25 protein-coding genes and 1 pseudogene are annotated in these 26989 nt (G+C 61.7%); 16 read left to right on the top strand and 10 right to left on the bottom strand.

The annotated features are described in order from the left end of the window. Nucleotides 1–17: 17 nt before the first annotated feature. A pseudogene (locus BFQ00_RS30090) lies at nt 18–107 on the top strand (outer membrane lipoprotein carrier protein LolA); the annotation flags it as partial. A gap of 8 nt (nt 108–115) precedes the next feature. On the opposite strand, the gene BFQ00_RS17010 reads toward BFQ00_RS30090, so the two are convergent. Continuing rightward, nucleotides 116–757, bottom strand: coding sequence for an HD domain-containing protein (locus BFQ00_RS17010; RefSeq protein ID WP_065934178.1), 642 nt, complete (start codon nt 755–757; stop codon nt 116–118). A gap of 267 nt (nt 758–1024) precedes the next feature. Between BFQ00_RS17010 and BFQ00_RS17015 the strand changes: the two genes are divergently transcribed. Continuing rightward, the gene (locus BFQ00_RS17015; protein ID WP_065934179.1) at nt 1025–2035 is read left to right on the top strand and encodes a GlxA family transcriptional regulator; all 1011 of its coding nucleotides are present in this window, start codon (nt 1025–1027) and stop codon (nt 2033–2035) included. Nucleotides 2036–2143: 108 nt separating this feature from the next. On the opposite strand, the gene BFQ00_RS17020 is transcribed toward BFQ00_RS17015, so the two are convergent. Further along, the gene (locus tag BFQ00_RS17020; protein WP_065934180.1) at nt 2144–4498 is read right to left on the bottom strand and encodes a penicillin acylase family protein; all 2355 of its coding nucleotides are present in this window, start codon (nt 4496–4498) and stop codon (nt 2144–2146) included. 27 nt (nt 4499–4525) lie between these two features. Continuing rightward, nucleotides 4526–5101: a DUF6436 domain-containing protein gene (locus tag BFQ00_RS17025; RefSeq protein WP_065893878.1), complete on the bottom strand. Its 576-nt coding sequence runs from the start codon at nt 5099–5101 to the stop codon at nt 4526–4528. Nucleotides 5102–5200: 99 nt separating this feature from the next. Here BFQ00_RS17025 and BFQ00_RS17030 point away from each other — a divergent pair, with 99 nt between their 5' ends. Further along, nucleotides 5201–6136: an alpha/beta hydrolase gene (locus tag BFQ00_RS17030; RefSeq protein ID WP_170827570.1), complete on the top strand. Its 936-nt coding sequence runs from the start codon at nt 5201–5203 to the stop codon at nt 6134–6136. 44 nt (nt 6137–6180) lie between these two features. On the opposite strand, the gene BFQ00_RS17035 is transcribed toward BFQ00_RS17030, so the two are convergent. After that, on the bottom strand, nt 6181–6933 hold the full coding sequence (locus tag BFQ00_RS17035; protein WP_065893877.1) for a DUF2059 domain-containing protein: 753 nt from the start codon (nt 6931–6933) through the stop codon (nt 6181–6183). 131 nt (nt 6934–7064) lie between these two features. Here BFQ00_RS17035 and BFQ00_RS17040 point away from each other — a divergent pair, with 131 nt between their 5' ends. After that, nucleotides 7065–7697, top strand: coding sequence for a 2OG-Fe(II) oxygenase (locus BFQ00_RS17040; protein WP_065893876.1), 633 nt, complete (start codon nt 7065–7067; stop codon nt 7695–7697). A gap of 141 nt (nt 7698–7838) precedes the next feature. Here BFQ00_RS17040 and BFQ00_RS17045 read toward each other — a convergent pair whose 3' ends face one another. Continuing rightward, nucleotides 7839–8318, bottom strand: coding sequence for a transporter substrate-binding domain-containing protein (locus BFQ00_RS17045; RefSeq protein WP_065934182.1), 480 nt, complete (start codon nt 8316–8318; stop codon nt 7839–7841). 134 nt (nt 8319–8452) lie between these two features. On the opposite strand from BFQ00_RS17045, the gene BFQ00_RS17050 reads away from it, so the two are divergent. Next, nucleotides 8453–8893 carry a DUF4399 domain-containing protein gene (locus tag BFQ00_RS17050; protein WP_065887058.1) on the top strand — a complete coding sequence of 147 codons (441 nt, stop codon included), beginning with the start codon at nt 8453–8455 and terminating at the stop codon, nt 8891–8893. Nucleotides 8894–8958: 65 nt separating this feature from the next. On the opposite strand, the gene serA is transcribed toward BFQ00_RS17050, so the two are convergent. Further along, entirely contained in the window at nt 8959–10188 is a 1230-nt protein-coding gene (gene serA, locus BFQ00_RS17055) for a phosphoglycerate dehydrogenase (RefSeq protein WP_003176761.1), read from the bottom strand. A 205-nt stretch (nt 10189–10393) separates the two neighbouring features. Between serA and BFQ00_RS17060 the strand changes: the two genes are divergently transcribed. The 4 genes from BFQ00_RS17060 (at nt 10394) to BFQ00_RS17075 (ending at nt 14660) form a co-directional block, all read left to right on the top strand. Then, nucleotides 10394–11788, top strand: a complete 1395-nt coding sequence (locus BFQ00_RS17060) for an FAD-binding oxidoreductase (RefSeq protein ID WP_065934183.1) — start codon at nt 10394–10396, stop codon at nt 11786–11788. Nucleotides 11789–11810: 22 nt separating this feature from the next. Further along, the gene (locus BFQ00_RS17065) at nt 11811–12476 is read left to right on the top strand and encodes a fumarylacetoacetate hydrolase family protein (protein ID WP_065887060.1); all 666 of its coding nucleotides are present in this window, start codon (nt 11811–11813) and stop codon (nt 12474–12476) included. A 228-nt stretch (nt 12477–12704) separates the two neighbouring features. Continuing rightward, nucleotides 12705–13631 (top strand): SdiA-regulated domain-containing protein, encoded by a 927-nt coding sequence (locus tag BFQ00_RS17070; protein ID WP_065887061.1) that lies wholly within the window; start codon nt 12705–12707, stop codon nt 13629–13631. Nucleotides 13632–13751: 120 nt separating this feature from the next. Then, nucleotides 13752–14660, top strand: a complete 909-nt coding sequence (locus BFQ00_RS17075; protein ID WP_065934184.1) for an SdiA-regulated domain-containing protein — start codon at nt 13752–13754, stop codon at nt 14658–14660. 162 nt (nt 14661–14822) lie between these two features. Here the strand turns inward: BFQ00_RS17075 and rpiA are convergent, their stop codons facing one another. Then, on the bottom strand, nt 14823–15494 hold the full coding sequence (rpiA, locus tag BFQ00_RS17080; protein ID WP_065887063.1) for a ribose-5-phosphate isomerase RpiA: 672 nt from the start codon (nt 15492–15494) through the stop codon (nt 14823–14825). A gap of 137 nt (nt 15495–15631) precedes the next feature. On the opposite strand from rpiA, the gene ilvA reads away from it, so the two are divergent. After that, the gene (gene ilvA / locus BFQ00_RS17085; RefSeq protein WP_065934185.1) at nt 15632–17146 is read left to right on the top strand and encodes a threonine ammonia-lyase, biosynthetic; all 1515 of its coding nucleotides are present in this window, start codon (nt 15632–15634) and stop codon (nt 17144–17146) included. 40 nt (nt 17147–17186) lie between these two features. After that, nucleotides 17187–17600, top strand: a complete 414-nt coding sequence (locus BFQ00_RS17090; protein WP_065934186.1) for a DUF2269 family protein — start codon at nt 17187–17189, stop codon at nt 17598–17600. Nucleotides 17601–17706: 106 nt separating this feature from the next. Here BFQ00_RS17090 and BFQ00_RS17095 read toward each other — a convergent pair whose 3' ends face one another. Beyond that, a complete protein-coding gene (locus BFQ00_RS17095) occupies nt 17707–18363 on the bottom strand; it encodes a histidinol-phosphatase (protein WP_065934187.1) in 657 nt (218 codons plus the stop codon). Nucleotides 18364–18506: 143 nt separating this feature from the next. On the opposite strand from BFQ00_RS17095, the gene BFQ00_RS17100 reads away from it, so the two are divergent. Together BFQ00_RS17100 and ptsP are read left to right on the top strand one after the other, a co-directional pair. Beyond that, entirely contained in the window at nt 18507–18986 is a 480-nt protein-coding gene (locus BFQ00_RS17100; protein WP_053128161.1) for an RNA pyrophosphohydrolase, read from the top strand. Nucleotides 18987–19008: 22 nt separating this feature from the next. Further along, a complete protein-coding gene (gene ptsP / locus BFQ00_RS17105; RefSeq protein WP_065887067.1) occupies nt 19009–21288 on the top strand; it encodes a phosphoenolpyruvate--protein phosphotransferase in 2280 nt (759 codons plus the stop codon). A 126-nt stretch (nt 21289–21414) separates the two neighbouring features. Here ptsP and BFQ00_RS17110 read toward each other — a convergent pair whose 3' ends face one another. Beyond that, a complete protein-coding gene (locus BFQ00_RS17110; RefSeq protein ID WP_065934188.1) occupies nt 21415–22161 on the bottom strand; it encodes an NRDE family protein in 747 nt (248 codons plus the stop codon). Nucleotides 22162–22377: 216 nt separating this feature from the next. Here BFQ00_RS17110 and lgt point away from each other — a divergent pair, with 216 nt between their 5' ends. Continuing rightward, nucleotides 22378–23190, top strand: coding sequence for a prolipoprotein diacylglyceryl transferase (gene lgt, locus BFQ00_RS17115; RefSeq protein ID WP_065887069.1), 813 nt, complete (start codon nt 22378–22380; stop codon nt 23188–23190). A 51-nt stretch (nt 23191–23241) separates the two neighbouring features. Next, nucleotides 23242–24075: a thymidylate synthase gene (locus tag BFQ00_RS17120; RefSeq protein ID WP_065934189.1), complete on the top strand. Its 834-nt coding sequence runs from the start codon at nt 23242–23244 to the stop codon at nt 24073–24075. Nucleotides 24076–24205: 130 nt separating this feature from the next. Here BFQ00_RS17120 and cadR read toward each other — a convergent pair whose 3' ends face one another. After that, nucleotides 24206–24646, bottom strand: a complete 441-nt coding sequence (cadR, locus tag BFQ00_RS17125; RefSeq protein WP_065934190.1) for a Cd(II)/Pb(II)-responsive transcriptional regulator — start codon at nt 24644–24646, stop codon at nt 24206–24208. 85 nt (nt 24647–24731) lie between these two features. Here cadR and BFQ00_RS17130 point away from each other — a divergent pair, with 85 nt between their 5' ends. Beyond that, nucleotides 24732–26978, top strand: coding sequence for a heavy metal translocating P-type ATPase (locus tag BFQ00_RS17130; RefSeq protein ID WP_065934191.1), 2247 nt, complete (start codon nt 24732–24734; stop codon nt 26976–26978). Nucleotides 26979–26989: the final 11 nt, after the last annotated feature.

A 26989-nucleotide genomic window follows, 5' to 3' on the forward strand; every position in this document is an offset into this window, starting at 1 on the left:
CCACTGTAGGAGCGAGCTTGCTCGCGAAGAACGTCAACGATGACGCTGGGTACCTGACACCCAGCGGCGCTCTCAGGTTTTTCGCGAGCAAGCTCGCTCCTACAGTGGGGCTTGGCTATGCAGCCCATGGCGACGTGCGAATCACCTGCACAAAATTCATCGGCTTGAACCCCGGCTCCTGATCCACCAGTACATCCGTCTTCACGTTGCCAAACGTGGTCTGCGGGCGATGGCGCAGGCCGTCGGCGAACGCGCAGATAATGCATTCCTTGAACCCCTCACCGCGTGGATGCGCATGCACCACCGCTTCGCGCTGCACGGTGCTGAATGCGGCGTAGTCCATGCCCAGCACGTCCATCTCCACCCCTGCGGTGACCAGCGCCACGGTAGGGCGCAGATGCTGCGGCACGCCCGGCGTGGTGTGCAGGGCGATGGACAGCCACACCTGTTCGATATCGTCGTCGCTCAGACCATACGGCTTGAGAAAGGCGGCCGCTGCGTTGGCGCCGTCCACTTCAAAGCGCTCATTGTCGCTGCGATGGCCTTCCACCAGGCCGAGGTCGTGGAACATCGCACCGACGTACAGCAACTCCGGGTTGTAGGCCAGTTGCTTGCGCTCACCGCTCAAGGCGCCGAACAGGAACACCCGGCGCGAGTGGTGGTAGAGCAGGTCCGACTCGATGTCGCGGATGTATTCGGTGGTGGCCCTGGCCAGGGCGCTGTCGGGGATTTTGATACCGGCGATGGTGGTGCTCATGGTGGCTCTCCTCTGGAAAGCTCCAGTCTCGTTGCGCGTGCGCGATGGAGCCATCACAACGATGGAGCGTTCTCGGCCAATGTGCCACCACATCGTGCCAAGGCAAAATCGGCTAGGGTAAGGCCTGCGACAATCCAAGTGTGGGAGGGGCTTGCCCCCGATGAGGGAGTGCCAGTCGGCATCTGATGAACTGACCCACCGCTATCGGGGGCAAGCCCCCTCCCACAGGGGATTTGTGTTTATCCAGTTGGAAAAAGGTGTGCCTTCATGAGCAAAACCGTCGCCATCCTGATCTTCCCCGGCGTCCAGTCACTGGATGTGACCGGGCCGATGGATGTGTTCTGCGAGGCCAACCGCTTCCTGGCGCCCGAAGCGCATTACCGCCTGGAAGTCATTGGCCTCGGCCACGGCACGATGGCGTGCTCGAACGGTTTGTCCTTGCAGGCGCACAAGCACTACAGCGAAGCCCTGCAAGCCTACGACCTGCTGCTGGTCGCCGGTGGTCCGCAGTTGCCCTTTGAAGATTTCGGCCCCCGCTTTGATGACTGGCTGCGCGGCGCCGCTGCCAGGGCACAGCGCTTCGGCTCGATCTGCAACGGCGCTTTCATGCTGGCCCGCGCCGGCCTGCTGGACGGTAAAACCGTCACCACCCATTGGGGTGACGCCGCCGACCTGGCCCGGTTGTGCCCCTCGGCCCAGGTCGAGGCCGATCATTTGTATGTGCAGGACGGCAATCTCTACACCTCGGCCGGGGTCACGGCGGGGATCGACCTGTCGCTGTACCTGCTGGCCCAGGACCATGGCCCGGAAGTCGCATTGAGCGTGGCCAAGCGCCTGGTCGTGTTTACCCAGCGTTCGGGCGGCCAGTCGCAGTTCAGCCCGTTCCTCACGCCCCATGCCGAAGCCACCTCGGCGGTGGCGCTGGTGCAGTTGTACGTGCTGGCGAACCTGACCGGGGATTTGAGCATTGCCGACCTGGCCAGGGCGGCCAATATGAGCGCGCGCAATTTCTCCCGGGTGTTCGCCCGTGAAGCGCGGATCACGCCGGCGGAATTTGTCGAGAGGGCACGCGTGGACGCGGCGCGGGTGATGCTCGAAAGCACTCACGCGCCGCTGAAGACCGTGGCCTATCAATGCGGGTTTCGCGATGCCCAGCACATGCGCAGTGTGTTCAACCGCCGGCTGGGCGTGACGCCGCAGCAGTTCAGGCTCAACTTTGCCGTACATGTGGGAGGGGGCTTGCCCCCGATGGCGGAGTGTCAGCCAAAGATTAGCTGACTGATCCACTGCTATCGGGGGCAAGCCCCCTCCCACATTTGATTGCATTTCAGGCTGGTTAAGGTGACCACCTCACCCCCTCCCATATTTTGACCCAGTGATACTCGGTTATCTGGCAGGCAACAGTTTCAAGGTGCCACGGGTATTCGCCGTGATTTCCTCTTCACTGAAATGCGCCTGCTCGTACCCGCCTTCGATATAGGTTTGTGCCTGGTCGCTGTAGTGCGCATCAAACGGCACGCCGCTTTGCCCCACCGGGTTGATGGTCAGGGCATGGGCCGCGTCGGCGAAGTCGATCAGGCGGCGGGTCGAAGGGCCGTAGGTCACCGGCCAGGGTGCCGGGCCGATCATGGCGGTCTGGTTGTTCGGCACTTCGTGGCTGCCCGGTGCCGCGAAGGGACCGACGTTGAAGAGTTTGTCCAATGGCTTTTGCATGCCCAGCGGGTGGCCGTGGGTCAGGGTGTGCGCTTTGCCCCACTGCCACTGGGACGGGTCATCGCCGAAGGTGGCTTTCAGATGCGCCAGGCTGTTGTCCCAGGCCCGCTTGACGGTGTCGGCCCGCGTGCCATTCCACCAGGGCGAATCCGCGGTGGCGGCCAGGCGTGGCAGGGCGGCGTCGATCACGCGGGTGCCGAGCAGCGTCTTGAACAGGGCGTCGCCCAGTTTCGGGTGGAAGGTTGCATCGGCCAGGTTGAACAGCAACTGGTTGAACAGGGTGGCACTGGTCGAGTCCAGTGGGTAGTCGCCTGTCCAGCTTGCCAGTTGCTCCACCAGCTTCAACTGCGCCGGGTCTGTGACCACCTCGCGCAACACCGGCAACAACGGCGCCAGTAGTCGCGGGCCAAAGGCGGTGGTGGTGCCCAGTTGCAGGGCCTGGCTATTGTTCACATCCCACTTCACTTGGTTGTCGCTCAACTGCGCAGTCAACTGCTGGCCACGGTCGGCCAGGTTGTAATAGCCGGGGATTTCCATGCCGCTGGGCGATGCCGGCTGGGCATTGGCGGAGACCACATAGCCGCGCGCCGGATTTTCCTCCTGGGGGTTGGCGCTGAACGGGTAGAAGCCCAATTTATCGGCCTGGGCGGTACTGCCGTCGAGGATGAACCCCGGGTTGACGCCGGCCGGGCGTATCGGCAACTGCGCCGCCGCCCACCAGCCGATATCGCCCTTGGCATTGGCCCACACGATATTCAGGCCCGGCGCCGATACCTTGGCCGCCGCTGCGCGTGCCTTGGCCAGGGTGTCGGCGCGGTTGAGCTGGTAGAAGCCTTCGAGGATCGGGTTCTCTGTGTCGAGGAACGCCCACCACATGGCAATCGGCGTGGCACCGGCCTGTTCACCGAGCACGTCATTGACGATCGGGCCGTGGGGCGAGCGGCGCAGGACGAGCGTGACCGGGGCCTGACCCTTGACCTGGATTTGCTGTTCGCTGCTGCTCATGTCCACCCACTCGCCGTGGTACCAGACCTGATTGGGGTTGGCCGGGTTGACCTTCTCGGCGATCAGGTCGAGGTCGTCGTTCTGGAACATGGTCAGGCTCCAGCCGAAATCCAGGTTGTGGCCCAGGAACGCCACCGGCACCAGCGCGTTGTGATAGCCATACAACTCAAAGCCGGGCGCCGACAGCTGCGCCTCGTACCACACCGACGGCACCGAAAAGCGAATATGCGGATCGCCGGCCAATAACGGTTTGCCGCTTTTGGTACGGTTGCCGCTGATGGCCCATGCGTTGCTGCCTTCCAGTTGCGGCAAGCCGTTGTCGGCCAGGGCCTGCTCGCTCAGGCGGGCGAGGGCGCCGAGGGTATTCCAATCGGCGGTCGCCAGGTTGAGTGCACCTTTGGGTTGCCAGTCCAGGTCGAACACCTTGAGGTAGTCGCTGCCCAACTGGTCGCGCACGTAAGTCAGCACCGGTTCGGTACGAAAGGCTGCGGCGAAGCTGTAGGCCATATACCCGGCGACACTGATGGAGTCCTCGGCGGTGAAGGGCCGCCTGGGAATGCCCAGTACGTCGAACTCCATCGGGCTGGCGTGGCTGGCCTGGTATTGATTGATCCCGTCCAGATAGGCTTGCAGGGCCTTCCAGGCGTCCGAGTCAGGGTTCATGTGCTCGACGTAGCTCAGGGCACGCTCGCGAATGCGCAGGCTGCGAAACAGCTTGTCGGTCTCCAGCAGCTTGGGACCCAGCACTTCGGCCAGTTCGCCACGGGCCAGGCGGCGCATGATCTCCATCTGGAACAACCGGTCCTGGGCATGCACATAGCCCAGCGCGCGGTACAGGTCGGCTTCGTTCTCGGCGCGGATATGCGGCACGCCACGGTCGTCGTAGCGCACGGTGACCGAGCCTTGCAGGTGCGCCAGCGTGACCGTGCCCTGGCGGCCGGGTTGCTTGCTGTAGACATACCCGCCGGCGCCGAGGGCAACCAGCACAACCAGCACCACGAGAGCCAGCAAGACACGCTTCATCGACTTTCCTTACCCAGAATGGACAGACTACGGTTGCTCAGGCCACGAACAATAGCAGCCCACCGCCAGGGTGTGCGTGGCGTTGATTTCGCGCCCGGCTTGCAGGGCCTTGAGGATCGGCTCGATAAAGCTGTTGCCGGCATTGCAGGTCAACCCTTCACTGTACGGGCCGAAATACGCGAGCTTGCCCGTACGGTCCCAAATGCCCACGGCCGGGCTGGCCGGTACCTGGTCGGCGCCGGGCAGGGCTTCGAGGGTTTTCATTCGGCGCAGGTTGTCCGGCAGGGCGCCGTGGCTGCCGGCTTTTTGCAGGGCATAGAACTCGACGCCTTGCGGCGCGTAGTGCTCGATCAGCTCACCCAGGTGTTGCTGGTTACCGACGTTGCACGGGCAGGCCGGGTCCCAGAAGTGCACCAGGCGAATCGGGCCAGGGCCGCTGAGCGCGGCGGGCAGTTGCAGCGCATCCCCGGAAAACACCGCCGTATGCTCGCTGAAGGCGCGCAGGTAACGGCCCTGGAACCAGTCATACGCGGCCCACAGCACGCCGGCGCAGATAATCAGCACTAGGCTGGTGAACAAGGCAGTGCGGTAGGGCTGTCGCATTCAGAGGTATCCTCGCGGGTCGCGTAGCTTGCCATGCTTGTCCTGACAGATGAATATCGCAGCTCGATATTCATCTTCACCGTCAGTCTGGAAGCCTTTATGCCCGTCACCTTTGACCCTGATCATCTGCGCGAAAGCTTGCGGCCCCTGGTGGAAGCGCAGCCGCTGTCAGCCGAGGCGCGGGTATACCAGCGGTTCTACGGGTTGGACCTGCCGGCCCGCAAGGCCGTGAGCCGCCTGGGGCGTATGGAGGTGGCCGGGTTCGAGGTGGTTGCGCAAGTGTGGTGGCCTTCGACGCCGGTGGCAACGATGTTCATGTTTCACGGCTTCTACGACCACATGGGACTGTATCGCCATGCCGTGGACTGGGCGCTGGAGCAGGGCTTTGTGGTGATCGCCTGCGACCTGCCGGGCCATGGCTTGTCCAGCGGCATACGGGCCAGCATCGATGATTTTGCGGTGTACCAGCACGTGGTGCAGGCCTTGTTCGCCGAAGCCGCGGCGTTGCAACTGCCGCAACCCTGGCACCTGTTCGGGCAAAGCACCGGTGGCGCAATCGTGATTGACCACCTGCTCAACCACGGCGACGAAAGCCCGGCCCAGGGCAAGACGTTTCTACTCTCGCCCCTGGTACGTCCGCGAGCCTGGGGTTGGTCGCAGCTCAGCTATTACCTGCTGCGCCCGTTCGTCAAAGGCATCGCGCGACGTTTCAGCGATAACTCCAACGACCCGGCATTCAGGCCTTTTCTCGAAGCCGACCCGTTGCAGCCGCGCCAACTGCCCACCGCCTGGGTGGGCGCCCTGGCATGCTGGATCAAACGCATCGAAGCCGCACCCCGCAGCGCTCGGCGGCCAGTGATCGTGCAGGGCGAGGAGGATATGACGGTGGATTGGCAGCACAACTTGCAGGTGCTGCGCAGTAAGTTCGATCAGCCCGAGGTGTTGATGCTCAAGCGCGGCCGGCATCATTTGGCCAATGAGATCCCCGAGATTCGCGAGGAGTACTTCCGATACTTGACGAACCACCTGACCTGACACAATCCAAATGTGGGAGGGGGCAAGCCCCCTCCCACATTTTATTACTGCGCCAGGCTTGAGGTGCTCTGGCCGACAGCCAATCCCGCACGGATGGCCGCCAGCGCCGCCTGGTAATACGCCTTCCCCTCCGGCGATTCGGCAAACGTCGCGAACTCTTCCAGCTCCGGATCGGACAAGTCCCGATAGACGTACAGCAGCGTGTTATTCAGATCCTTGTCGATCTGCTGCATCAAGCGCTCACGCTGCCCATTCAACATGCCCTGGGCCTGACCGCCGCCCAGCAGGCCGGGGATCATCTGGCTCAAGCTGTCCGCCGCCACGCCGGCAATCGCCAGGCTGACTTCGGCGCCCGCTTCACGCGCGGGCAGGGCCTGGGCCAGGTGGCCGATGATCAGGCTGCGGGTGGCGTCGGCCTGGATTTTCGGCAGGCCCTGGGCGTTTTTCGCCAATTGGTCGCGACGCGTGGCGAGCAGCTCGGCGGCGACAATCTTGCGGCCCAGGGGCGATTGGAAAAACGCGAGGGCCGGTTTCGGGTCCGCCAGGTGCTTGCGCAATTGCGCTTCGGCACGCTGGTCCATGGCCTGGGCCGCGAAGCGTTTGCTGCTGTTGTCCACCAGCGCCTGGTACACCGCCGGCGGCAGGCTGTTGCGGTAGCGCTGCTGTGCGGCTGTGAGGGCGTCGTTGAAGTGCGCACGTTGTTCGGCCCAGCCGGCGACTTTGTACAACTGGTCATGGCCGTCTGCCCAGGCGGGTAAAACGCAGAACATCAGCAAGGAAAAAAACAAACGACGCATAAGGACTCCTGTCAGTCGGCCACTATTGTCCGTGTCGGGCGTAGGATTTGTCGAGAAGTCCTATCAGTCACCTGACTAAAGTGTATTCGGGCGCTCGACGGCGCTGTCGGATTCACAGGCGTATGGATACTATGCGCGCCATGCAAACACCCCTCGATCACCCGCTGCTGCAACGCATTGTCGACGACCTGGCCGAAAAAGGCTGGTCGCAGCAGAACGCCTTCCTGCCCCAGGCTCTGACCCTGGAGCTGGCGGCCGAGTGCCGTAAACGTGCGGCCGAAGGTGAGCTTGCCCCGGCGGCCGTGGGGCGCGGGCCGGCCCAGGAAATTCGCGAGGGGATTCGCGGCGATCATATCCAATGGCTGGAAGAGGGCGACGCCGCCGTCTGCGACACCTACATGGCCGTGATGGACAGCCTGCGCCTGGCGATGAACCGTGGCCTGTTCCTCGGCCTGGAAGACTTCGAAAGCCACTTCGCGATGTACCCGCCCGGGGCGTTCTACCTCAAGCACCTGGACCGCTTTCGCGACGATGACCGGCGCATGGTCTCGGCGGTGATCTATTTGAATGACGCCTGGCTGCCCGAACACGGCGGTCAGTTGCGCATGTACCTCAAGGGCGGCATCGAACATGACGTGGTGCCCGCCGGCGGCAGCCTGGTGGTGTTCCTGTCGGGCGAGGTGCCCCACGAAGTCCTGCCCGCCACGCGCGAACGCCTGTCCCTGACCGGCTGGTTTCGTCGGCGGGGCAACGAGCCGTTCTGAGCAGGCAAAAGGTTCTGACCCATCCCTCAAGTCTTGCCTGGAACACAATGTGGGAGGGGGCTTGCCCCCGATAGCGGTGGGTCAGTCAGCTGATTTGTGGCTGACACTCCGCCATCGGGGGCAAGCCCCCTCCCACCTGGGTTATTGCGTATTCCCGTCGAGCCATTTCTGCGACAGCGCCTTCAAGCGGCCATCTGCCCTTACTCGCTCCAACGCCCCGTCCAGGCTGCTCTTGAACGCAGGGTTGCCCTTCTGAAACGGAATCGCCAGTTCAGGTTTGTCGTTATACGCGGCGCTGAAATCGAAACGATCCTTCAGCTCGGCAGTCATAGCGATATGGTTGATTGCCACATCGTATTTGCCGGTCGCCACGCCGTTCAGCAGGTCGGCATCATCGGTGGTGATAAACGAGGAGCGAACGTCCATTTCCTTGGCCAGTTGCTCGCCCAGCTCCACTTCAAAGCCGGTGAGTTTGTCGCCCTCCTTGAAATTGAAGGGCGGGGTATTGGCTTCGAGGGCGATGCGCAGTTCACCGCGGTCGTTGACGTCGTCGATCAGCTCGGCGTGAGCCCAGGGGCTCAGAAGGGGAAGCAACAGTAACAGGCCAGGCGAGAAGCGCATGGTCACTCCTAAGGAATTCGGATGTACGAGGCGCTGTTCAGCATCGTTTTGCTATGGTGTTGAGTGCCTTGGACAGCAATTTGCCGCGAAGTTGTCATAACCCTACAGATTTCACAGAAAAACTGGAGAAGCGAATGAAAGCCCTTTTGTCCCGTGCAACCCTGGCCAGCCTGTTGCTGGGCGCTTCGATGTTGGCGACCGCCGCTGACGGCATCCCGCGTAGCGCTCCACCTGAAGGTGCCAAGGTGTTTATCGTTTCGCCGAAAGACGGCGCCACCGTCGATAAAACCTTTACCGTGAAATTCGGCATGGAAGGCCTGAAACTGGCACCGGCCACCGATCAGACGCCCGGCACCGGCCATCACCACCTTCTGATCGACCAGAAAGAACTGCCGGATGCAAAACTGCCGATCCCGGCCACCGACACCGTGATCCATTACGGCAAGGCCCAGACCGAGACCGAGCTGACCCTGACCCCCGGCAAGCACACCTTGCAACTGGTGGCCGGCGACAAGCTGCACATGCAGTTCAACCCGACGGTTGCCTCGAAAGTCATCACGGTTAACGTCAAGTAAGCGTTGTCCAGGCGAAAAAAAGGGAGACCCGCCGGGTCTCCCTTTTTTGTGCAGCGCTTAAAGCGTTAGAACAACACGCGGCTACGAATCGTGCCGTTGATGTGCTGCAGCTTCTCTTGCGCCAGGTCCGAGTACTCGGCGTCGACGTCGATTACCACGTAGCCGACCTTCTCGTTGGTCTGCAGGAACTGACCGGAGATGTTGATGCCGTTTTCCGCGAAGACCTTGTTGATCTCCATCATCACACCCGGAATGTTCTGGTGGATGTGCAGCAGACGGTGCTTGCCAGGGTGAGCCGGCAGGGCCACTTCCGGGAAGTTGACCGACGATACCGAGGTACCGTTGTCGCTGTACTTGACCAGCTTTTCCGAGACTTCCAGGCCGATGTTGGCCTGGGCTTCAGCGGTGGAGCCGCCGATATGCGGGGTCAGGATCACGTTGTCCAGGCCGCGCAGCGGGCTTTCGAAGATGTCATCGTTGGAGCGTGGCTCCACCGGGAACACGTCGATGGCGGCGCCGATCAGGTGCTTGTCCTTGATCGCGTCGGCCAGGGCGTCCAGCTCGACCACCGTGCCGCGTGCGGCGTTGATCAGGATCCCGCCTTTCTTGATCGCACGGATTTCCTTCTCGCCGATCATCCACTGGGTCTCGGCGGTTTCCGGAACGTGCAGGGTGACGATGTCGGACATGCCCAGCAGCTCGGTCAGGCTCGACACTTGCGTGGCGTTGCCCAGCGGCAGCTTGGTCAGGGTGTCGTAGAAGAACACCTGCATCCCTAAGCCTTCAGCCAGTACCGACAGCTGTGTGCCGATCGAACCGTAACCGACGATCCCCAGCTTCTTGCCGCGAATTTCGAAGGAATTGGCCGCGCTCTTGATCCAGCCGCCACGGTGGCAGGAAGCGTTCTTCTCGGGGATACCGCGCAGCAGCAGGATGGCCTCGGCCAGCACCAGCTCCGCAACGGAACGGGTGTTGGAGTAGGGGGCGTTGAACACCGCGATACCGCGCTCGCGCGCCGCGTTGAGGTCGACCTGGTTGGTGCCGATGCAGAAACAGCCGACGGCCACGAGTTTCTTGGCGTGGTCGAAGATCTCTTCGGTCAGCTGAGTGCGGGAGCGAATGCCGATAAAGTGCGCGTCGGCGATCTTTTCCTTGAGCTGGGCTTCCGGCAGAGAACTGGTGATGTACTCAATGCTGGTGTACCCGGCGGCTTTCAGAACGTCGACAGCCGATGGGTGGACGCCTTCCAGAAGAAGGAACTTGATCTTGCTCTTATCGAGAGAAGTCTTGCTCATCTGCGTAAACCTGTATCCCGGAGAAAAATGGCAGGGAATCGAGCAGCGCAAGCTGACCCGGACGGCAGGAAAGCCGTCACCGCAGAAACGCCCTTGGGCTCTGTCCTGCGGGGGCGGTATGCTAGCATACGCGCCCCGCTAAACACCTATTCCTGCGACGTGAAGCGTTCTCAGGATGACCATGAATTGTTCGAGAGTTCTGTCGATGACCCATCCTGCCCTGATTGATGAGCTGAAGACCCTGGTTGAGCCCGGCAAAGTGCTGACCGACGCCGACTCCCTGGAGGCTTACGGCAAGGATTGGACCAAGCACTTCGCGCCCGCGCCATGCGCCATCGTGTTCCCCAAGACCACCGAGCAGGTGCAGGCCATCGTCCGTTGGGCCAACACCCACAAGGTGGCGCTGGTGCCGTCCGGCGGGCGCACCGGCCTGTCGGCGGCGGCCGTTGCGGCCAATGGCGAAGTGGTGGTGTCGTTCGACTACATGAACCAGATTCTCGACGTGAACCTCACCGACCGCACCGCCAAGTGCCAGCCGGGCGTGGTCACCAAGCAGCTGCAGAACGTCGCTGAAGAAAACGGCCTGTACTACCCGGTGGATTTCGCATCGTCCGGTTCCAGCCAGATTGGTGGCAATATCGGCACCAATGCCGGCGGGATCAAGGTGATTCGCTACGGCATGACCCGCAACTGGGTGGCCGGGATGAAAGTGGTCACCGGCAAGGGCGATGTGCTGGAACTGAACCGCGACCTGATCAAGAACGCCACCGGTTACGACATGCGCCAGCTGTTCATCGGCGCCGAAGGCACCCTGGGCTTTGTGGTGGAAGCCACCATGCGCCTGGACCGTGCACCGAAAAACCTCACGGCCATGGTGCTGGGCACCATCGACTTCGACTCGATCATGCCGGTGCTGCATGCCTTCCAGGGCAAGCTCGACCTGACCGCGTTCGAATTCTTTTCCGACAAGGCCCTGGCCAAGGTCCTCGGCCGTGGCGATGTGCCGGCGCCGTTCGAAACCGAATGCCCGTTCTACGCACTGCTGGAATTCGAAGCCACCACCGAAGAAGTCGCCAATCACGCCCTGGAAACCTTTGAGCATTGCGTCGAACAGGGCTGGGTGCTGGACGGCGTGATGAGCCAGAGCGAAACCCAGCTGCATAACCTGTGGAAACTGCGCGAGTACATCTCCGAGACGATTTCCCACTGGACGCCGTACAAAAACGATATCTCGGTCACCGTTTCCAAAGTGCCGGCGTTCCTTAGCGAAATTGACGCAATTGTCGGCGAACATTACCCGGATTTCGAAATCGTGTGGTTCGGTCACATTGGCGACGGTAACCTGCACCTGAACATCCTCAAGCCGGAAAACCTGAGCAAGGATGAGTTCTTCGCCAAGTGCGCCACCGTGAACAAGTGGGTGTTCGAGACCGTCGCCAAGTACAACGGCTCGATCTCCGCCGAACACGGCGTGGGCATGACCAAGCGCGATTACCTGACCTACAGCCGTTCGCCGGTTGAAATCGAATACATGAAAGCAGTGAAAGCCGTGTTCGACCCCAACGGGATCATGAACCCTGGCAAGATCTTCGCTGTTTAACCGCCCCTGAAGGAGTCGTTTCATGAGCTACCAGCACAAGTACGTCGACGGCACCAACATCCACTTCCCCATGGGTAAAGTGGTGTGCATCGGGCGTAACTACGCCGAGCACGCCAAGGAACTGGACAACCCGGTACCCACCGAGCCGCTGCTGTTCATCAAGCCGGGCAGTTGCGTGGTGCCGCTCGAAGGCGGTTTCGCCATTCCAACCGAGCGCGGTTCGGTGCATTACGAAGCGGAGATCGCCGTGCTGATCGGCAAGCCGTTGTCGAACAAGCCAAGCCGCGAAGAAGTGCTCGATGCCATCTCCGGCTTCGCTCCGGCCCTGGACCTGACCCTGCGTGACAAACAGGCGGAGCTCAAGGCCAAGGGCCTGCCGTGGGAGATCGCCAAGTCGTTCGACGGCGCTGCGGTGATCGCGCCTTTCGTGGTGAGCAGCACCTTCGCCGACGTGACCGATATCGGCATTCGCCTGACCATCAATGGCGAAGTGCGCCAGAACGGCAACAGCGCGCAGATGCTCAACCCGATCGTGCCGATGATCCAGCACATGGCCGGCTGCTTCTCGCTGCAGGCCGGTGACGTGATCCTGACCGGCACACCGGCGGGCGTCGGGCCGCTGAATGTCGGTGACAAGCTGGTGCTGGAGTTGTCGGGCGTGAACCGCTTCGAAAGCGTGGTGCGCTGATTATCTGCATATATGCTGTAAAAAATGTGGGAGGGGGCTTGCCCCCGATTGCAGTGTGTCAGCCAGCAAATCTGTGGCTGACACTCCGCTATCGGGGGCAAGCCCCCTCCCACATTTGATTGTGTACATCTGCCAAAACCGGTGTTTTTGCATTTTTTTCACACGTCACCCGGATAATCCCGATCCTGTGCTATTCCCTACCGCTGACTTTCCGGAAAAAAGCGCCCCATGGCCGTGCCTCTGCCCACTTCCAAACCTACGCTTCGCTCGCGCCTGACCATGCGCTGGTATTCCTGGGTGTTCCTGGCCGGCGCGATCCTGTATGGCATCGCCTGGGCCATGCACTGGGACGATCGGGGTGTGCTGTGGGTGCTGGAGGGTTTTGAAAGCCCGGCCGAACGCCGGGAAAGTGTGTGGCTGCCGGACTATCGCGTGGTCATCGACGCCAAGCTGTTGCCCGGTATGGAGAAGGATGAGGCTTCGGACCTGTCCTACAACCCCCAGACAAAAACCCTGTTTTCCGTGATGGGCAAGAACCCGTTCCTGGTGGAGCTGAGCCTGCAAGGCGATGTGCTGCGCAAGATGCCGCTCAATGGCTGGAACAACCCGGAAGGCGTGACGGTGATGGAAAACGGCCTGATGGCCGTGGTCGATGAGCGCCAGCACAGCCTGACCCTGATCAAGGTCGATGCAGGCACCACGGCGTTGAACAAGGCCGATTTTCCCAGTTATGACCTCGGCCCGTCCAAGGACCAGAACAAAGCCTTCGAAGCCATTACCTGGGACAAGCGCAACCAGCAGCTCGTGCTGGGCGAAGAGCGCCCACCGGCGCTGTTCACCTGGAAAAGCGATGGCAGCCAGACCCTGGCAGGCGACAAGCAAAAACTGGCCAGCACCGAGCTTGATATGCGCAACCTCTCGGCGCTGGCCGTCGACCCGCGTACCGGGCATCTGCTGGTGCTGTCGGCCGACTCCCACCTGTTGCTGGAGCTGGACGAGAAGGGTGAGCAAGTCAGCTTCATGACCTTGCTGGGCGGTTTCAACGGCCTGAAGGACACCATCCCGCGTGCCGAAGGCGTGACCATGGACGAGAGCGGTACGCTGTATATCGTCAGCGAGCCGAATCTGTTTTATCGTTTTGAGAAACAGAAATAACGCCCGTTTACGTCAGGGAATTCTCCATGAGCGGCATTCGACAGGCATCCCGGCGCGTTTAAGTTTAAATTCAGGCGACCTTGATATCTATTCGCCAGTTTTTTCACTGAGCCCGCCCCGATGCGTCGACTTGCCCGCCCCAAACCCGCTTTAGTCATCCTGATTCTGATTGCCCTGGTTGCCGCCGGGGTCGTTGCGCAGCAGTTTCGTCTGTTCGAACGTGCCTGGTTCAACTGGCGGGTGTGGCATCAGCCCGCCGATGAACGCAGCATAGGCCTGGCCGATTACCGCGTGTCCCTGGAGGGCCAGGTGATCGAGGGGCTCGACGACGATGTGTCGGCCCTCACCTACGACCCCGTGCGCAAAAGCCTGTTTACCGTCACCAATAAAAACGCCGAGTTGGTCGAGCTGTCCCTGCAGGGCAAGATCCTGCGGCGGATTCCCCTGGTGGGCTTTGGCGATGCCGAGGCGGTGGAGTTCATCAGCGACAACATCTATGTGATCAGCGACGAGCGCCAGCAACGGCTGATCAAAGTGCATGTGGATGACGACACCCAGTTTCTCGATGCCGCCGATGCGGAGCAAATGACCCTGGGCGTACACATTGGCAGCAACAAGGGCTTTGAGGGCCTGGCCTATGACTCGGTGGGCAAGCGCCTGTTTGTCGCCAAGGAACGCGACCCGATGGTGATTTACGAGGTCCACGGTTTTCCCCACTTCAAAGCGGAAAAAACCTACTCGGTGCACGTGATCAACAACCCCAAGCGCGATGCCGGGCTGTTTGTGCGCGACCTGTCGAGCCTGCAATACGACGAGCGCAGCGGCCATTTGCTGGCGCTGTCGGATGAGTCATTACTGGTGCTGGAGCTGGACATCGACGGTCGCCCGCTGAGCAGTCTGTCGCTGCTCAACGGGCGCCACGGCCTGAAAAAGCGTGTGCCCCAGGCCGAAGGTATCGCCATGGACGACGAGGGCACGCTGTATCTGGTCAGTGAGCCGAACCTGTTCTACGTGTTCAAAAAGCCCTGATCAGAACATCCACTGCACGCTGTGTTACATAAACCCAGCGTGGAGCCCATACCAAATGTGGGAGGGGGCTTGCCCCCGATTGCAGTGTGTCAGTCAGCCTATCGGGTACTGATATACCGCTATCGGGGGCAAGCCCCCTCCCACATTGGAACTGCGGTGTTCTCAAGCTGTGAGGGTTTTTACGCCTTCCGGGGTGCCCAGCAGCAGCACATCCGCCGGGCGTGCGGCGAACAGGCCGTTGGTGACCACGCCGACGATGGCGTTGATCTGCGTCTCCAGCTCCACCGGGTGGGTGATCTGCATGTTGAACACATCGAGGATGATGTTGCCGTTATCGGTCAGCACGCCTTCGCGGTACACCGGGTCGCCGCCCAGTTTCACCAGCTCGCGGGCCACGTGGCTGCGGGCCATCGGGATGACTTCCACCGGCAGCGGGAAAGCACCGAGTACCGGCACCAGCTTGCTGGCGTCGGCGATGCAAATGAAGGTCTTGGCCACGGCCGCGACGATCTTCTCGCGGGTCAGGGCTGCGCCGCCGCCCTTGATCAGGTTCAGGTGTTCATCGCTTTCGTCCGCGCCGTCGATGTAGAACTCCAGGTCGCTCACGGTGTTGAGCTCGTACACCGGAATGCCATGGCCTTTAAGGCGTGCGGCGGTCGCTTCGGAGCTGGCCACGGCGCCATCGAACGCACCTTTGTGCTGGGCCAGCGCATCGATAAAGCAGTTGGCAGTGGAGCCGGTGCCGACACCGACGACGCTCTTGTCGTCGAGTTTGGGAAGGATTAAATCGACGGCGGCCTGGGCCACTGCCTGTTTGAGTTGATCCTGGGTCATGCGGGCTCCGGAGCGGGCGGGGAGTTATCGAGGGCGGCGAGTATACCCCAACAAACCTTGGGATTCGTGTGGTCTCCCGGCCAAAAGCCGGGTTAGACTCCGTGGTCCTGCCCAACCCCCGAAGTAGATGCCTGCCGATGCTTGAACACTACGTCAAAAAGATCCTCACCTCGCGCGTTTACGACGTTGCCGTAGAAACACCCTTGCAGACTGCCCGCCAGCTTTCCGAGCGGCTGGGCAATCAGATTTGGCTCAAGCGCGAAGACTTGCAGCCGGTGTTCTCGTTCAAGATTCGCGGCGCCTACAACAAACTGACCCAGCTCAGTGCCGAAGAGCGCGCACGCGGCGTGGTCACCGCCTCGGCGGGCAACCATGCCCAGGGCCTGGCCCTGGCGGCCAAGGTGCTGGGGGTCAAGGCGACAATCGTGATGCCCAAGACCACGCCGGAAATCAAGGTCGAAGGCGTGCGCTCCCGTGGCGGCAAAGTGGTACTGCACGGCGATTCCTTCCCGGAGGCGCTGGCCTATTCGCTCAAGCTGGTCGATGAAAAAGGCTACGTCTACATTCACCCCTACGATGATCCGCACACCATTGCCGGGCAGGGCACGGTGGCGATGGAAATCCTGCGCCAGCACCCCGGGCCGCTGGATGCGATCTTCGTACCGGTGGGCGGCGGCGGGCTGATCGCCGGTATCGCGGCGTACGTGAAATACCTGCGTCCGGAGATCAGGATCATCGGCGTCGAGCCGGACGACTCCAACTGCCTGCAAGCGGCGATGGCCGCCGGTGAGCGCGTGGTGTTGCCGACCGTGGGCATCTTCGCCGATGGCGTGGCGGTGGCGCAGATCGGCCAGCACACCTTCGACATCTGCAAAGACTATGTGGATGAAGTGATCACCGTCAGCACCGATGAAATCTGTGCGGCGATCAAGGACATCTACGACGACACCCGCTCCATCACCGAGCCGGCCGGTGCGTTGGGCGTGGCCGGGATCAAGAAGTACGTCGAGACCCGCGGCGTCAGCGGCCAGACCTTCGTCGCCATCGATTCGGGCGCCAACGTCAACTTCGACCGCCTGCGCCATGTAGCCGAACGTGCCGAACTGGGTGAAGGCCGCGAAGCCATCATTGCCGTGACCATTCCCGAGAAGCCGGGCAGCTTCAAGGCGTTCTGCGAGGCGGTGGGCAAGCGCCAGATTACCGAATTCAACTACCGCTATCACACCGGCAGCGAGGCCCACATTTTCGTCGGTGTGCAGACCCACCCGGAAAACGATCCGCGCAGTGCGTTGATCGCAAGCCTCACGGACCAGGGTTTCCCGGTGCTGGACCTGACCGAAAACGAATTGGCCAAGCTGCATATCCGCCATATGGTGGGTGGTCACGCGGCCAAGGTCAGCGACGAGCTGGTGTTTCGTTTTGAGTTCCCCGAACGGCCGGGGGCGTTGTTCAACTTTCTTAACAAACTGGGCGGGCGCTGGAATATCTCGATGTTCCACTATCGCAACCACGGCGCGGCCGATGGCCGTGTGGTCGCCGGCCTGCAAGTGCCGGCGGACGAGCGCCACCTGGTGCCGGCGGCCCTGGCGGAAATCGGCTACCCGTACTGGGATGAAAGCGAAAACCCGGCCTACCAGTTGTTCCTCGGTTGAGCGACTAAACTGACTGAGCGGCCTTCAAGGAATCGAGACTATGGAAACGCTGACCACCCTCAAGGTTATCCACATTGCCGCCACCGTGTTGCTGCTGCTCAGCGGCCTCGGCCTGGCGGTACTGGCCTGGCGCAAGCGCAGCGCCGGGCCGGCGGTGACTGTGCAACGGCCGTGGGCATTTGTGTGGCTGCTGATGGGCATTTGCCTGCTCAGCATGCCGTTCACCGGCTGGTGGCTGGTGCACCTGACCGGCTGGCCGCTGGGGCAAACCTGGATTCTGGGCTCCAGCATTCTCTACACCGTGGCGGCGCTGGCGTGGTTCTGGCTGGTGGCGCGGCTTAATCGCTTGCGTAGAGGCGAGGGCGGTAGCTTGAATTTCACTCTGGTGCTGGCGGTGGTCAGCCTGGTGGGGTTTGTGGCGATTGCCGGACTTATGGGGGCCAAGCCTGTGTAGGAGCGAGCTTGCTCGCGAAGAACGTCAACGATGACGCGGGTATCCTGGATGCACGCGGCGCTCTCAGGTTTTTCGCGAGCAAGCTCGCTCCTACAGGGTTGGGGGGTCAGCTGCGCAGCGTAATCACCGGCCAGCCGCGCCGTTCAGCTTCAGCACGAAGACTGGGGTCCGGATCCACCGCCACCGCATGCGTCACCTGCTCCAGTAACGGCAAGTCATTCATCGAGTCGCTATAGAAGTAGCTGTCCTCCAGGCTATACCCGGTCTCCTCCAGCCAACGATTCAAGCGCGTCACCTTGCCTTCGCGAAAGCACGGCACGTCGGTGCTGCGTCCGGTGTAGCGACCATTTTCCATCTCGCATTCGGTGGCAATCAGGGTTTCAACGCCCAGGCGTGCGGCAATCGGCGCGGTGACGAAACGGTTGGTGGCGGTGATGATCACCAGCTTGTCGCCGGCGGCGCGGTGTTTGGCCAGCAGTTCCACGGCCTTGGGCAACAGGATCGGCTCGATGCAGTCGCGCATATAGTCGTTGTGCCATTCGTCCAACTGAGCCATCTCGGTGCGGCCGAGAATTTCCAGGCAGAAGTTCAGGTAAGCGGCGTTGTCCAGCGTGCCGGCCAGGTAGTCCTGATAGAACGCGTCGTTGCGGGCCTTGTAGGCCACCGCATCGAGAATCCCGCGTTCACACAGGTAATCGCCCCAGGCGTGGTCGCTGTCACCGCCGATCAGGGTGTTGTCCAAGTCGAATAAAGCCAGGCGCATTGCAGTTACTCGCTGAAAAGTCTGTAAAAAGGCGTCCAGAATACGGTCTTTTCACAAGAGTGCACATAAGGTAAGAAGCCTCGTTGCCGCTGGAGGAAGCTTTGTGGAACAATGCGACGATATGCGTTTGCGAGGTTGTTGCCGTGATCGACCCCGATGGTTTCCGTCCTAATGTCGGGATTATTCTCACGAATGATGCCGGACAGGTGCTATGGGCTCGCCGAATCAACCAAGATGCCTGGCAGTTTCCTCAAGGTGGGATCAACCCCGACGAAACCCCTGAAGACGCCTTGTACCGTGAGTTGAACGAAGAAGTCGGCCTTGAGCGCGAAGATGTGCAAATTCTGGCCTGTACCCGTGGCTGGTTGCGCTATCGTTTGCCGCAACGCCTGGTGCGTACCCACAGCCAACCGCTGTGTATCGGCCAGAAGCAGAAATGGTTTCTCCTGCGCCTGATCTCCAATGAGCAGCGGGTGCGGATGGATTTGACCGGTAAACCGGAGTTCGACGGCTGGCGCTGGGTCAGTTATTGGTACCCGCTGGGCCAGGTGGTGACATTCAAGCGCGAGGTTTATCGTCGCGCTCTCAAAGAGCTTGCCCCGCGCCTTTTATCGCGCGACTGACGACGGAGTTCGACCCCGAGCCATGCTCAATACGCTGCGCAAGATCGTCCAGGAAGTTAACTCCGCCAAGGATCTCAAGGCGGCGTTGGGGATTATTGTGTTGCGCGTCAAGGAAGCCATGGGCAGCCAGGTCTGCTCGGTTTACCTGCTGGACCCCGAGACCAACCGTTTTGTGCTGATGGCCACGGAGGGCTTGAACAAGCGCTCCATCGGCAAAGTCAGCATGGCGCCCAATGAAGGTCTGGTGGGCCTGGTGGGGACGCGTGAAGAACCCCTGAACCTTGAAAATGCGGCCGATCACCCGCGTTATCGCTACTTTGCCGAAACCGGCGAAGAACGCTACGCCTCGTTCCTCGGCGCACCGATCATTCACCACCGCCGCGTCGTCGGCGTGCTGGTCATCCAACAGAAAGAACGCCGTCAGTTCGACGAAGGTGAAGAAGCCTTCCTGGTGACCATGAGCGCGCAGCTCGCCGGGGTTATCGCCCACGCCGAGGCCACCGGCTCGATTCGCGGCCTGGGGCGCCAGGGCAAGGGCATCCAGGAAGCCAAGTTCGTCGGCGTGCCGGGTTCGCCGGGTGCCGCCGTGGGTACCGCTGTGGTCATGCTGCCACCGGCCGACCTCGATGTGGTGCCGGACAAGACCGTCGATGACATCGACGCTGAGATCAAACTGTTCAAGACCGCCCTGGAAGGCGTGCGCGCCGACATGCGCAACCTGTCGACCAAGCTGGCGACCCAGTTGCGCCCCGAAGAGCGTGCGCTGTTCGATGTCTACCAGATGATGCTGGACGACGCGTCCCTGGGTAACGAAGTCAAGACCGTGATCAAGACCGGCCAGTGGGCCCAGGGCGCACTGCGCCAGGTGGTCACCGATCACGTCAACCGTTTCGAAATGATGGACGACGCCTACCTGCGCGAACGTGCCTCGGATGTACGGGACCTGGGTCGCCGTCTGCTCGCCTACCTGCAGGAAGACCGCACCACCAACCTGGTCTACCCCGACAACACCATCCTGATCAGCGAAGAACTGACCGCCACCATGCTCGGCGAAGTGCCTGAGGGCAAACTGGTGGGCCTGGTATCGGTATTGGGTTCGGGCAACTCCCACGTGGCGATCCTGGCCCGTGCCATGGGCATCCCGACGGTGATGGGCCTGGTGGACCTGCCGTATTCCAAAGTGGATGGTATCGACATGATCGTCGATGGCCATCGCGGCGAAGTCTTCACCAACCCCAGCGAATTGCTGCGCAAGCAATACGCCGAGGTGGTCGAGGAAGAGAAACAGCTGGCGCTGGGCCTGGACTCATTGCGCGAACTGCCGTGCGTGACCATCGACGGCCACCGTGTGCCGCTGCTGGTCAACACCGGTCTGCTGGCCGATGTGGCCCGTGCGCAACAGCGCGGCGCGGAAGGGGTAGGGCTGTACCGCACCGAAGTGCCGTTCATGATCAACCAGCGTTTCCCAAGTGAGAAGGAGCAGCTGGCGATTTATCGCGAGCAACTGCAAGCCTTCCATCCGTTGCCGGTGACCATGCGCAGCCTGGATATCGGCGGCGACAAGTCACTGTCGTATTTCCCGATCAAGGAAGACAACCCCTTCCTCGGTTGGCGCGGTATTCGCGTCACCCTCGACCACCCTGAAATTTTCCTGGTGCAGACCCGCGCCATGCTCAAGGCCAGCGAAGGCCTGAACAACCTGCGTATCCTGCTGCCGATGATCTCCGGCACCCACGAGCTGGAAGAAGCCCTGCACCTGATCCACCGCGCCTGGGGCGAAGTGCGCGACGAAGGCGCCGACGTGCCGATGCCGCCGATTGGCGTGATGATCGAAATTCCGGCGGCGGTGTATCAGGCCAAGGAGCTGGCGCGGCAGGTGGACTTCCTGTCGGTGGGCTCCAACGACCTGACCCAGTACCTGTTGGCCGTGGACCGCAACAACCCACGGGTCGCCGACCTTTACGACTACCTGCACCCGGCGGTGCTGCAAGCGCTGCAACATGTCGTGCGCGACGCCCATGCCGAAGGCAAGCCGGTGAGTATCTGCGGGGAAATGGCCGGCGACCCGGCGGCGGCGGTGCTGTTGATGGCGATGGGCTTTGACAGCCTGTCGATGAACGCCACCAACTTGCCGAAAGTGAAGTGGATGCTGCGCCAGGTTGAATTGAGCATGGCCAAGGATTTGCTGGCCGAGCTGATGACCATCGACAACCCGCAGGTTATCCACAGCTCATTGCAATTGGCGCTGAAGAATCTGGGGCTGACGCGGATGATCAATCCGGCTTCTGCCAAGACTCTCTAGAGACATGCGCTGATCAAAAATGTGGGAGGGGGCTTGCCCCCGATAGCAGTGTGTCAGTCAGAGTATCTGGTACTGATACACCGCAATCGGGGGCAAGCCCCCTCCCACATTTGATTTTTGGTGTGGTTAAAGATTGAGTTCGACTTCACCCAGCCTGCCACCTTGCGGCCCGAAACTGCGCTCCACCATCCGCCGCGTGCCATCGGCATTCACAATCAACGTCGTGCTCGCCCGTGTTCCGTAACTGGGGCTGGCGATAAACACACTCGACAACAGGCTCTCCGTCGCCAGGCCGACGCCGGTATCCGGCAGCTCGGCGAACGGTGCGGTCTGCGGGTCGCTCAAGATCTCCAGCAACGCCTGTGGCTGCGGATCGTCGAGGATGTCTGCGAGTGCGGCCCTGGCCTTGAGCAACTTCGGCCAGGGCGTATTCAGCCCGGCATTGGACAAACCGTACACGCCGGCCTTCAATCGCGTCGGCGTGGTCTCGTTGGCGTTGTAATGCCACAGTTGGTCCGGTGTGCCCACCAGCAGGTTGAACCCGGCGTATTCAATCGAGCGGCCATTAACATCGGCCAGATAATCGTCAATCGACAGCGAACCACTGAGAAAACGCGCCACCAGTTCGCCACGGGATTTGCGTGACGGTGGCTGGTGCGGGTCGCGGATATTGGTCAACGCGGCAAAGCGCCCGTCGGCGTTAACCCCCAGCCAGGTGCCGCCCGCTTCCTGGTCGCGACCGGCATAGACCTGGGGCAAATCCGGCCATTGCGCCAGCGGCAGGCTGGGCCGGGCGTAGAACTCATCGCGGTTGGCCGCGACGATCAGCGGCTGGGCATGGTCCGGCCGCCAGGCAAAGACAATCAGGCACATCGGGCGATCCCTTGTGTGTTTTTCCTCACTCTACCCACACAATCGCAGGCGTTCCATCGCAACGAAGTTGGGCCGCGCACCTTCCATCCGTTAACATGCCGGGCCGTTGGGTGTGTATGTGAACTTCTTAATTTGATCTCGCAGCTGTAACGCAGGCTTAATCGCGCATCGGCATGGTCCGATGCGTCATGACTAAATGTTTAACGAGGAGTCGCAATGCTGCCTTACCCGCAGATCGATCCGGTGGCCCTGGCCATCGGTCCGCTGAAAATCCACTGGTACGGGTTGATGTACCTGATCGGCATCGGCGGTGCCTGGCTGCTGGCTTCCCGGCGCCTGAACCGTTTCGACCCGACCTGGACCAAGGAGAAGCTCTCCGACATGGTGTTCTGGATGTCGATGGGGGTAATCGTCGGCGGACGCCTGGGGTATGTGCTGTTTTACGATTTGTCGGCGTATATCGCCAACCCGACGCTGATCTTCGAAGTGTGGAAGGGCGGCATGGCGTTCCATGGCGGCTTCGTCGGCGTGATGATCGCCGCCTGGTGGTTCGGCCGGCGCAACGGCAAGTCGTTCTTCCAGTTGATGGACTTCGTCGCACCGTTGGTGCCCATCGGCCTGGGCGCCGGGCGCATCGGTAACTTCATCAACGCCGAGCTGTGGGGCAAGCCCACCGACGTGCCGTGGGCCATGGTGTTCCCGCCGTTCAGCGACCCGGCGCAACTGCCGCGCCATCCGTCGCAGCTGTACCAATTCGCCCTGGAAGGTGTGGCACTGTTCCTCATCCTCTACCTCTTTTCGCGTAAACCACGCCCAACCATGGCGGTTTCCGGGATGTTCGCGCTGTTCTACGGGATCTTCCGCTTTATCGTCGAGTTCGTGCGGGTGCCGGATGCGCAGTTGGGCTACCTGGCGTGGGGCTGGCTGACCATGGGCCAGGTCCTCAGTATTCCGATGATCCTGGCGGGCCTGGGCCTGTTGTGGTGGGCATACAACCGTCCGCAACCGCTGAAGAACGCCGCGCTTTAAATTCGAATGCCAGGACCAGGAGGTCCTGGCTTCAACGATACGGGTAATCACATGAAGCAATACCTCGAACTCCTGCACGACGTCGTGACCAATGGCCTGACCAAGGGCGATCGTACCGGCACCGGCACCAAGGCCGTGTTCGCCCGCCAGTATCGGCATAACCTGGCCGACGGCTTCCCGCTGCTGACCACCAAGAAGCTGCACTTCAAAAGCATCGCCAACGAGCTGATCTGGATGTTGAGCGGCAACACCAACATCAAGTGGCTCAACGAAAACGGCGTGCGCATCTGGGACGAATGGGCCACCGAAGACGGCGACCTGGGCCCGGTGTACGGCGAGCAGTGGACCGCCTGGCCCACCAAGGAGGGCGGCACGATCAACCAGATCGACTACATGGTTCACACGCTCAAGACCAACCCCAACAGCCGCCGCATCCTGTTCCACGGCTGGAACGTCGAATACCTGCCGGACGAAACCAAGAGCCCCCAGGAAAACGCGCGTAACGGCAAGCAAGCGCTGCCCCCGTGTCACCTGCTCTACCAGGCGTTCGTGCACGACGGCCACCTGTCAATGCAGCTGTACATCCGCAGCTCCGATGTCTTCCTCGGCCTGCCCTATAACACCGCCGCGCTGGCGTTGCTCACCCACATGCTGGCGCAGCAGTGCGACCTGATCCCCCACGAGATCATCGTCACCACCGGCGATACCCACGCCTACAGCAACCACATGGAACAGATCCGCACCCAACTGGCGCGCACGCCGAAAAAGCTGCCGGAACTGGTGATCAAGCGTAAACCGGCATCGATCTACGACTACAAGTTCGAAGACTTCGAAATCGTTGGCTATGACGCGGACCCGAGCATCAAGGCTGAAGTCGCGATCTAAACCCTGCCTCGGTAAAAGTGTGGGAGGGGGCTTGCCCCCGATTACGGTGTGTCAGTACCCAATATTCTGACTGACACACCGCTATCGGGGGCAAGCCCCCTCCCACATTTTGATCTGTGTTCACTTGAGGCTAATGGCCGTGGCTGCGGCCCACGTGCGAGGGCTCGGCCTCGCTGGCCGCAATCGCGCCGCTGACTTCCAACTGCTGCAGGATTCCACACGGCTCCCCACCCCCGCAGCGCTGGCGCAGGTCCAGCAATTGCTCCTGCAACGCCAGCAGCCCATCGATCCGCGCCTTTACATGGTGGATATGCTCATCAATCAACGCATTCACGCTTTCGCACTGGTCCTGGGGGCTGTCGCGCAGGTTTAGCAGGCTGCGGATTTCTTCCAGTGTCATGTCGAGGCTGCGGCAGTTGCGGATAAAAATCAGCCGCTCGGTATGCGCCTGGGTGTACACGCGGTAGTTGCCCTCCGTGCGCGCGGGGGGTGGCAGCAGGCATTCCTTCTCGTAATAACGGATGGTTTCCACCGGGCAGTCGGTGAGTTTGGCCAGTTCGCCGATCTTCATCGCAGCAATCTCCAAATGGGTGCTTGACCCTATAGTGGCTACAGGGTCTTTACTTGGCAACAGGCACCTTTCCGGACGCGACACCATGAGCGATTCCCTCAACACCCCGCACAAGCACGACCACGATCACGATCACAGCGAGCACACGCTCAAGCCGGTGCATGACCACGGCGGCGCCTGCTGTTCCGGCGCTCCGGCACCTGCGCGGGTGCAACTGAGCGACGCCCCCACCGCTGGCTCGCGCCTGAGTACCTTTCGCATCGAAGCGATGGACTGCCCTACCGAACAGACGCTGATCCAGAACAAACTGGGCAAGCTTGCCGGCGTGCAGCAGTTGGAATTCAACCTGATCAACCGCATCCTCGGCGTCACCCACGATTTGCCGAGCATTGCGCCGATCATCGACGCGATCAAATCCATCGGCATGCAGGCCGACCCGATTGAAGAAGGCACGCCTGCCGCCGCCCCGCCGGCCAAGAAGCACTGGTGGCCGCTGGCTGTGTCGGGCGTGGGCGCGTTGGGCGCCGAGGTCCTGCATTTCAGCGGCATTGCACCGACCTGGGTGATTGCCCTGGTGGCGCTGGTGTCGATCCTCAGCGGCGGTCTCACGACCTACAAAAAGGGCTGGATTGCCCTGAAAAACCTCAACCTGAACATCAACGCACTGATGAGTATCGCCGTGACCGGCGCGGTGCTGATTGGCCAGTGGCCGGAAGCGGCGATGGTGATGTTCCTGTTTACGGTGGCCGAGTTGATCGAAGCCAAGTCCCTGGACCGTGCGCGCAATGCCATCAGCGGCTTGATGCAGATGACCCCGGAACAGGCCACGGTGCGGCAGGCTGATGGTTCCTGGGTGGAACAGGAAGTGAAAAACATCGATCTTGGCGCCATTGTGCGGGTCAAGCCCGGCGAGCGCATTGGCCTGGACGGCGAGGTGACTGCTGGTCAATCCACCATTGACCAGGCACCGATCACCGGTGAAAGCCTGCCGATTGAAAAGACCGTGGGCGATAAAGTCTTCGCCGGTACGATCAACCAGGCCGGCTCCCTGGAATACAAAGTGACCGCAGCCGCCAACAACTCCACCCTGGCGCGGATCATTCATGCGGTGGAGCAGGCCCAGGGCGCCCGGGCACCGACCCAGCGATTTGTCGACAGCTTCTCGAAAATCTACACCCCGGCGGTGTTCCTGTTCGCCCTGGGCGTGGCCGTCATCCCGCCGCTGTTCATGGCGGGCGTCTGGTTCGACTGGATCTACCGCGCCCTGGTGTTGCTGGTGGTCGCGTGCCCGTGCGCCCTGGTGATCTCCACCCCGGTGACCATCGTGAGCGGCCTTGCGGCGGCGGCGCGCAAAGGCATCCTGATCAAGGGCGGCGTGTACCTGGAGGGCGGTTACAAGCTCGACTACCTGGCCCTGGACAAGACCGGCACCATCACCCACGGCAAGCCGGTGCAAACCGACTATGTGCCGCTGTTCGACACCGTGCAGGACAGCGCGCCGGCCCTGGCCGCGAGTCTGGCGGGGCGTTCCGACCACCCGGTGTCCCTGGCCATTGCCAACGCGGCGGTGGATAAAAACCTGCCGTCCCACGTTGTGGATAACTTCGAGGCATTGCCCGGGCGTGGTGTGCGCGGTGACATCAACGGCGAAACCTACCATCTGGGCAACCACCGTCTGGTGGAAGACCTCGGGCTGTGCTCGCCGGCGCTGGAGGAGAAACTCTTCGCCCTGGAAAAACAGGGCAAGTCCGTGGTGTTGCTGCTCGACAAGTCCGGCCCGCTGGCCTTGTTTGCGGTGGCCGACACCGTCAAGGACAGCAGCCGCGAAGCCATCCGGCAACTGCACGACCTGGGCGTCAAGACCTTGATGCTGACCGGTGATAACACCCACACCGCCCAGGCGATTGCGGCTCAGGTCGGTATCGATCAGGCCCGGGGCGACTTGTTGCCCACCGACAAGCTGCAGGCGATTGAAACGCTCTACGGCCAGGGCTACCGCGTCGGCATGGTCGGGGACGGCATCAACGACGCGCCGGCCCTGGCCCGTGCCGAAATCGGCTTTGCCATGGCCGCAGCGGGCACCGACACCGCGATCGAGACCGCCGACGTGGCATTGATGGATGATGACCTGCGCAAGATTCCCGCATTCATCCGGCTCTCCAGGCAAACGTCGAGTATCCTCAAGCAGAACATCGCCCTGGCGCTGGTGATCAAGGCGATTTTCCTGGCGGTCACGTTCCTGGGCATGGCCACCATGTGGATGGCGGTGTTCGCCGACATGGGCGTCAGCCTGCTGGTGGTGTTCAATGGCCTGCGCCTGTTGCGCAAATAGACGATGAGAGG

The organism is Pseudomonas sp. 28 E 9, assembly GCF_900004785.1.
GTDB lineage: Bacteria > Pseudomonadota > Gammaproteobacteria > Pseudomonadales > Pseudomonadaceae > Aquipseudomonas > Aquipseudomonas orientalis_A.